Annotated in this window: 9 protein-coding genes and 1 tRNA gene; 1 reads left to right on the forward strand and 9 read right to left on the reverse strand. The window is 54.6% G+C overall.

Annotated features, from left to right (window positions below; genetic code table 11):
- Window positions 1-115 precede the first annotated feature (115 nt).
- Window positions 116-2,959: a hypothetical protein gene (locus JK208_RS15620; protein WP_211576694.1), complete on the reverse strand. Its 2,844-nt coding sequence runs from the start codon at window positions 2,957-2,959 to the stop codon at window positions 116-118.
- A gap of 293 nt (window positions 2,960-3,252) precedes the next feature.
- Window positions 3,253-4,089, reverse strand: a complete 837-nt coding sequence (locus JK208_RS15625; RefSeq protein ID WP_211576695.1) for an N-formylglutamate amidohydrolase — start codon at window positions 4,087-4,089, stop codon at window positions 3,253-3,255.
- Between the two features lie 74 nt (window positions 4,090-4,163).
- On the opposite strand from JK208_RS15625, the gene JK208_RS15630 reads away from it, so the two are divergent.
- Window positions 4,164-4,238, forward strand: a tRNA-Val gene (locus JK208_RS15630).
- A 188-nt stretch (window positions 4,239-4,426) separates the two neighbouring features.
- Here JK208_RS15630 and JK208_RS15635 read toward each other — a convergent pair.
- The 7 genes from JK208_RS15635 to JK208_RS15660 all read right to left on the reverse strand — a co-directional run bounded on the left by JK208_RS15635 (window position 4,427) and on the right by JK208_RS15660 (window position 7,192).
- A complete protein-coding gene (locus tag JK208_RS15635; RefSeq protein ID WP_249202201.1) occupies window positions 4,427-5,026 on the reverse strand; it encodes a tyrosine-type recombinase/integrase in 600 nt (199 codons plus the stop codon).
- Between the two features lie 9 nt (window positions 5,027-5,035).
- A complete protein-coding gene (locus tag JK208_RS15640) occupies window positions 5,036-5,530 on the reverse strand; it encodes a hypothetical protein (RefSeq protein WP_211576696.1) in 495 nt (164 codons plus the stop codon).
- Between the two features lie 190 nt (window positions 5,531-5,720).
- A complete protein-coding gene (locus JK208_RS16025) occupies window positions 5,721-6,251 on the reverse strand; it encodes a class I SAM-dependent methyltransferase (protein WP_249202202.1) in 531 nt (176 codons plus the stop codon).
- On the reverse strand, window positions 6,248-6,697 hold the full coding sequence (locus tag JK208_RS15650; protein ID WP_211576697.1) for a hypothetical protein: 450 nt from the start codon (window positions 6,695-6,697) through the stop codon (window positions 6,248-6,250). The genes JK208_RS16025 and JK208_RS15650 overlap by 4 nt, the downstream gene beginning before the upstream one ends.
- 32 nt (window positions 6,698-6,729) lie before the next feature.
- Window positions 6,730-6,852, reverse strand: coding sequence for a hypothetical protein (locus JK208_RS16130; protein WP_283092440.1), 123 nt, complete (start codon window positions 6,850-6,852; stop codon window positions 6,730-6,732).
- Window positions 6,852-7,025, reverse strand: a complete 174-nt coding sequence (locus JK208_RS15655; protein WP_211576698.1) for a hypothetical protein — start codon at window positions 7,023-7,025, stop codon at window positions 6,852-6,854. Before JK208_RS15655 ends, JK208_RS16130 begins: the two co-directional genes overlap by 1 nt.
- Window positions 7,022-7,192, reverse strand: coding sequence for a hypothetical protein (locus JK208_RS15660; RefSeq protein ID WP_211576699.1), 171 nt, complete (start codon window positions 7,190-7,192; stop codon window positions 7,022-7,024). Before JK208_RS15660 ends, JK208_RS15655 begins: the two co-directional genes overlap by 4 nt.
- Between the last annotated feature and the right edge of the window lie 218 nt (window positions 7,193-7,410).

A 7,410-nucleotide genomic window follows, 5' to 3' on the forward strand; every position in this document is an offset into this window, starting at 1 on the left:
CGCTCATACATTCATGTCCGCAATCCACATCGCAGCAAGCGTCATCTTCTACCTCAAAGAATGAGTCCTGAGCCTAGTATTTCTTTAAGCGTATCTCGGTTTTGCAACAAAAAAATCAGAAGACGGAGCCACCGAATTCCCCAATATAATATGTAGTCGCAGGCAGACTTTCGCTGTCCAGAACAATGGCGATATGTGTCGCAAAGGACGGAGCGCCCCCCGCACCTGCAAGCGAGATATCATTTTCGCCTGTGCCTGCCGATGGCAGCCCCAAATAAGCACACGCAAAACCAGCTTCCATCCACTGGGTGCAACCCTGCTTTGGAATTCTGAAATCCGCTTCACCCGCGAACAGATCGCGTGCACCAAAGTTCGGCCTCCCGAAGTTGTCATAACCCACAATCGACACGTAAAACGCCCGCGCATAGAGAGGAAAGACATCATCCGAGTAGGCTGCTGACTGCGAATTCGTTGAAAGAACCTTGCCAGTCTGTGTCAGATCGTAGGGAAACAGGCACTGGATATTGAAAAAACCTGACTGATAACGATCGATCGGGATACAGAGCACGACGCGATCGTTCCGACTGTTACCCTGGGTCGTGACCGCCAGCGCGGCAGGATTGCCGTTGACGGTATAGGCCGTGCTCATGGCGACTGACGCGCCATCCGATACCCATTGGGAGACCGCATTGGCATTATCGGAATACAGGCCGCCAGCCAGCCCAATCCCATCCCGGCACAATACGGACTTGGACTGCGGAATAAACTTTCCTGACAGTCCCAGTCGATCGGAGGTCCCGTTGATAAACGTCCCGATATTGGGGTTGCCGGTATTCAGCATGTTAAACGTCTTGATCGACCCGGCGCCGTAAGCTGCCCGACCATCCGCACTTGTCAGGTTGTAAAGCTGGGTCCCGTAAAAACAGATCTGTGAAAGGTTCTGTTCCATCCAGACCGGTGGCGTTTTATAGGTCGCCGAATTTCCGGCCAGCAGGATCATTCCGCCAAACCATCCCAGATATCCGCTTCCGGTACAATGAAACAGCGGCTTGTTCTCAGTCTGAGGCCCCCACATTTCGCAATGCACGCCATGCATCTCGATGCGACCGGTGTTCTGGATGACGATCTGGTCCGAATAATCCAGAGACGTTCCATAAAATGTGATTTCAGCCCCGCCCGGATTGAACACAATTCCTGTCGAATTTCCAAGACTGCCGCCGTACCAGCGGAAATTCTCGCCCGCATTAACGCTGCCCGCCAGGAACTGGACCGCATATAATGCAGAGGACGTTACGGAGCAGTTCCAGTATTCAGCGAGATAAGCCCCGTTACGCCAGTCAATCCCAACACCGAACCCCTGTATGGAAAGATCCTTGAAGTTGTGGATCGTGCCGTCCGTGTTCTGAAATGAATTATAAAATAAGCCCGTCAGGCCAGCATTACCCGTCGGCCCAAGGATCGTAAGACCTTCGATCAGGACATTATTCGAATAGTGCTCCAAGGCACCATCACGTGTCGAAAGAACTGCGCAGTTCCACCGCAATGCCTTGACGGAGACGCTCGTAACGCGAACATTGATATAACCCGAAACCGAAATGGTCAGCCACGCGCTCCCAGCTTCTGCTACATTGAATGCAAAAGAAATCTCGCCTTCAACTGCTGGATCTGCCCAGCCGGTGTCTTTGAATACATAATTGTTCCAGGGATTATTTCCAGACCCTGGACCATTCGCACTGAACGAAACCCCGACATTCCCCGGCTGTCCGTTTCCATTCGCATAAGATGCCCCGAGCGTAACCTCGTACTTGACGTCCAGCGTATAATTTCCGGCCGGCAACGTAAGCTTCTGGCCAAACTGCCCATAATGGCCGGTGGAGTTCGACATGGCGACCGCAGTTGTAATAGACGCCGCGCCATCAGAGATCTGGTACGTGCCGTCGCCCCCCGTCCCCGTCAGCAGTTTCGTGATCGTCGTCCCCGAAGCGAGCGTGTTGTCGATGTCATAAACCACAGAACCCACAGCCAGCGCAGGACTTCCTGAAAACCCGGTCACGGTCATAACACCGCCCGAGACTGTTCCGGTCCAGGCTCCATGGGCAGCCGGATCGGTAAATATAGCCGCACCGGTCGTAAAGGTTGTATCTGTGATCTGCATTGCCGGGTAGATCGTGGCGTTAGACCAACCTGCACCGCTTGTATCGGAGAACGTACCGTTCGTCACAAAATCCTGGCTGTCAGCGGCGGTTTCCAACGCCGTGAAATCGAAAGTTGATCCACCGAACGATCCGAATGTAGTACCCGGAATCCAGACAAGCGGTTTGTCATCGGAGGCAACCGCACTGTTGCACATCATATAGGCCCGCTTTGGGCCGGAAACGCCATATCCCGAGAGCGAGGCAGCCTGAATCGCCAGCCAGTCCATTTCCTGTGACAGGCTATAAGCTTTGGGGAAAACCGTTTGCAGATCGGCCAGTGTGGCAAACATCGTTGAAGCCGGGTGCGAGGTGCCATCCCCGATTGCACCGTACCAAGCCGGATCCACCCCGCCCTGAAAAACGCGGCGATAGGTTCCGGCGCCCGCCGTCGCAATGACGACACCTCCATCCGCCACAAGCCCATCAGATGCCAGAAGAAAAATTCCAGCAGCCCCTCGCGTCTGGGCAGTCCCGTCCCACGATGTCAGTGTAACCGCAACAGGTGCAGTCTTAAGCGCCCTGAACTGCATTACCGAAGACACCTGCGCCCGACTACTGGCCGCCAGCACATCCGTAACGCTCACACCATCGAGCGTACTGAGTGCATCAAGCGCACCGGACTGAATTGATTGGTTGATGGACTGTCCGCCATCTGCATCGACCTTGTTACCAAACGCGCTGGCAATCTGAGGTGATTTGACCAAGCCGATCATATCTGGCGTATCTGTTGCGGATCCCCAGAGTGGCGTAAAATTCTGGACCATCACAAGTCTCCATTACTCAATTTTATGAGGGTTTTGAGGTCAAGAAAAACGACGTCTGTCCCCGACGAGGCTATTCTTGACCTCTCTCCAGTTTGATCCGGTGATAATCCACAATGACCCATACCGACCCGCCTCATCGGTACAGACAGCGCTTAGTGTTTCCAGTGGAGAAACGCACTTTGCTTCATCGACGGAAACAGCCTGGAAGCGGCAATATGGCGATAACCAAACCAAACTGCGCGCACCAAGAAAAATGATCCGTCAAGACGGGATGAACAGGGCCCCCTGTGGATTTACAAGGTCCAGCCCGATATAGCAGCGAGAAAACGCCGCATATTTTTCTTTGTTTCCATAAAGCCGCTTCCCGGCTCAAGAGTCGCGCTGTTCAGATAAAGAGAGCGGCAGATTTCTATCTGAACAGCATGTATTTTTCCTTCCGGTCTTCCATAATGCTGCGTAATATAGCCTCCGGAATATGGAAAATTTCTACGAATCGAATAATCACTATATTTTATTTCAGCTTCTATTTTATCTATTATTTCTTTACTACAACTTTTCCCGTGTACGTTACCAAGTACAATATCGCCTGAACGCGCATAAGGTAATTTCGGCATCGAGTGCATATCGAGAAGGACTGCGTATCCAAAGCGCAGACGTGTTTCTTCCAAAATCGTATCAAGAGCCTCATGGTAAGGAAGCCACGCTGTAGCAATTCTTTTTCTTAATTCCGAAAGTTGCAAGGGATGTCGATAGATCTGGCACCCCTGCGAAATACACCGCGGAATTACTCCAAATCCAGCCTGTACTTTGGCGGTTAACAGAACTTCGTCTTCAGGAGGCGTGGGAGCAAACATCTCCGGATCTACCTCGCGCCAGTCTCTATTCACATCGCACCAGGCGCGGGAAAAGTTTGCGCTCAGCAAAGTCGCTCCGAAATCAGGGGCGTCCTCCAGCAGCTGATCCATGAAGCGATCTTCAATCCGCTGGAGCTCAAAAAGAGACAGGGATGCACTGCTAAGAAAATCAGAAGGATAATACCGCCCTGAATGCGGAGAAGACACCACGACAGGAGTGGGAGTATTCCGCGGATAATCTACCTTGAACGACGTTAGAGGCGAAGGAATTTTCATAATTTTCCATATTCCGCCTCAAAGGGGGTTGCAAGGCTTAGCGGACACCGTTAAAAGCCACCTCACCGGACCGGGGGCGCATAGCTCAGCGGTAGAGCACTACCTTGACATGGTAGGGGTCACAGGTTCAATCCCTGTTGCGCCCACCACTCGGTCCGGTGATAACTCCTTGAAAATATAGAGTTTCTAGTGATTCTTTCAGTCCATTGGGCTGATTAGTCTGGGTCGCTTAGAGCCGCTTGGTACCGCATAAAGCCGTATGTGACCGAGTAAATCCGTGCAAAATCCGTGCACCCTCTCTGCATCTGCGCACTCCTGCGAATCGGGGATCGCGCGTTCAGTCCCTGATGCCCAGCCATTCCAATATCTCGGCCCGGTAAGCCTCTGGCATCACCTTGGCATAGCGCGTGACTGTCGTGATGTTACCCCAACCGCCGTCAGCCTTGAGGCGCATCAGATCCTTGTGCAGGCAGTATTGCCAACTTGCCCAGGTGTGACGAGCATCATGCGGAGTGACGTCCGGAACGAATACGCCCTTCGGTTTCTCCTGCCCCTTGGGTATCCAGACGCGCATGTGTCCCGGCAGACCCGCTTTGCGACAAGCCACTGACCATCCGGATTTGATCTGACCACCGCTAGTACGTCCGTTTTCCGAATACGCCTGACCGATTTCCCTCCCCTTCCCCTTTCTCGACTTTCGGGCACGGACCGGACGGAACACGCGGCCGTCTCGATTGGGCAGAGACGCCAGCGATGCACAGACGCGAGGCGGCAGATCGATATGCCGCTCGTTCCCTTGCTTCTGCCAGACAACAGCCCGCTTCCCCCTCAGATCCACACAGGACCAGTCTAGTTCGAGAGCCTCTGACATGCGCGCACCGGTTCCGAACAGAAAGACCAGCAGCGGCTTCAGGTGTGGCGTCGCGTTATCGACCAAGCTCGTCACCTACTCGGGCCTGAGATAAACCGTCCGGCTTATCGGAATGCGCGGTTTGTCGAACGCCGGCCGCTCGCACCATCTCCGAACAGCAGCAAATTCCAGAACGGAGCGCAGAGGCGTAAGAACAGACCTGACCTTTGTGGCAGGGCTGGCCTCGGCTCCATCGCGCAGAATATGCCGATAGGCTTGGTCGAGTGCTATCTGGTCGATGTCTGCCAGACGCGTAGTGCCGAAATGGTCCAGCAGACGACGCAGATAGGCCTTGGTTGCCTCGGAGCGCGGCTCTGCCTCAGCATAGGCAGAGACCGCATGGGCAAAGGTTACAACGGACCGCTTGCCATAGATGCTTTCTTGCCAGAGTTCGGCTTCGCGTTTCGCCCTGTATTCTTCCGCTTGCTGGAAGTCAGGAGTTCCTGAGCTTTCGTAAATGCTCTGTCCTTTGACGGTTCCGCGAACGTAGTAGGTTTCCGATCTGGCACGTTTGACGAGTTTGGGTGACATTCCAGGCTCAGCAGCAGGCGTTTGAAATCCGCCGGGTAAAAGATGATGCGGTGCCCCCAGCGACGATGCGTGGGGCCTCCATGAAAGTCTCGCACGCGGTTTAGATGCTCGCGGAGCTTCGTGCGTCCGACGCGGCCTTTGAGGCGGTTCAGCACATCCTGAAAGGTCAGGGTTTCTTCGAGTGTCTCACTCATGCCCGTTTCTCCGCGTCCATGGCTGCACCTTTCATGAAAACAATCCAGTGCGTCTTGGCAGTCTTCCCGCACCGATTCCCAAAAAGTGGAGCAGCCTCGGTCAACGCCAGTATCTCGCGCACTGGGATCTCATGCTCGTTCCACTTGAAAATCAGCGTTCCGAAAGGCCTCAGGACCCGGAAGCATTCCTGAAAACCTTTCCGGATATCCGCGCGCCAATCGCCCCCAAGCTTCCCATATTTCTTAGCCAACCATCCACTTGCCCCGTTGGCAGTGAGGTGGGGAGGGTCGAATACGACAAGCTGAAACTGTTCATCCGAAAATGGCAGTGCGCGGAAATCCATAATTTGATCAGGCACGATGACTAGTTTCCGGCTTCCTCCAGAACTGGATCGGTCTTTCAGTTCATGCGTCTCGCTTCGGATATCACCAAAGACGACGCGTGGATCCGCACGATTAAAATAGAACATCCTGCTGCCGGAGCATGGGTCCAAGATGGCCCGCTCTGCTTCCATCTGCCCACTCATGCTCGATACTCCGGGTATTCTGGATAGAGCGGCATCAGGGACATGGCAGCCGTTCGGCCGGAGTCCGTGAGGACAAAGTATGCCTCGCCTTTACCCCAGCCTCTGTCGGTATTTCTGACCAGTCTCGCCTGGGCGAGACTGCACATCGTCCTGTCATCGGTCGAAGTATAAAACCTGCCATTTTCCAATGTGTGGGTCAGTGCTGATTTCTGCTCGCTATCCAGCGCAGCAACAGCTTGGTCCGCCACCGGAAGGACAATATCTTTGTGCTTTGCTCTTTGGGCGCTGAGGTCGGCGAAAGTGGCGCGGTCACTGTCAATATTCAGCAGACGCTGATATCGCGCCTTTCCTGCCGTAGGGGCATACACAATCTGTCCGAATTCATATCCGCGTATGAGGACCAGCCATGCCTTGCGCACTCGGACTGTTTCCGCCCGCCCGCTCATGTCGGGTCCTCCTGCGGGTTCAGCGGTCTGGCTCATCGGTAGTGCCCCATGTCATCGCGGTCGGGATTGAAGTCGTCATGATCGTTCGTAAGCCAGCACCACAGATCACGAATTGAGCGCGCCGCGAACAGGATCGGACGGAATAGTTTGGTCATCACGCGCTCCACTTCTCAGCATTCAGCAGGCCGCCCTCGCGGCGGATTTCGTTGTCGTCATGTCGGAGGTCTGAGAGGCACGGCAGGGCCGCTGCACGCTCGATCCACTCCATGAGGAGGGAGCGCGCAATCACGTCGCTCAGGTCCTCGTTGATCTCGCGGGGGTGGGTCATGCCGGCACCATGTCGTCTGTATCTTCAGAAGCGGCCTGCATAAGTTCTTCGGCCCGCTGCGTTGCCGCGTTCTGCAGCTCCTGTGCTCGTGGGTCTTCTCGGACAGAGAGCTTTTCCAGCCCTTCCCGGTACTTCTCGTTTGCAGTCAGTTCCTCGAGCTTCACCAAGGTCGGCGCCTGAGATAGGGCAGCAACCCAGCGGCTGACCCAAGGCGTCCACGCATCGCCGGATGTCTGTTCGGGCTGTTCCTGCTGAACCCGCAGCGGCTTGACCGTGTAGAGCTTCTTGCTGCCGCGAGTAACCTGCAGGGCTAGGCTCAGGACTCATTCTTTGAGGTAGAAGATGACGCTTGCTGCGATGTGGATTGCGGACATGAATGTATGAG

The organism is Gluconobacter sp. Dm-74, from assembly GCF_018256135.1.
GTDB lineage: Bacteria > Pseudomonadota > Alphaproteobacteria > Acetobacterales > Acetobacteraceae > Gluconobacter > Gluconobacter cadivus.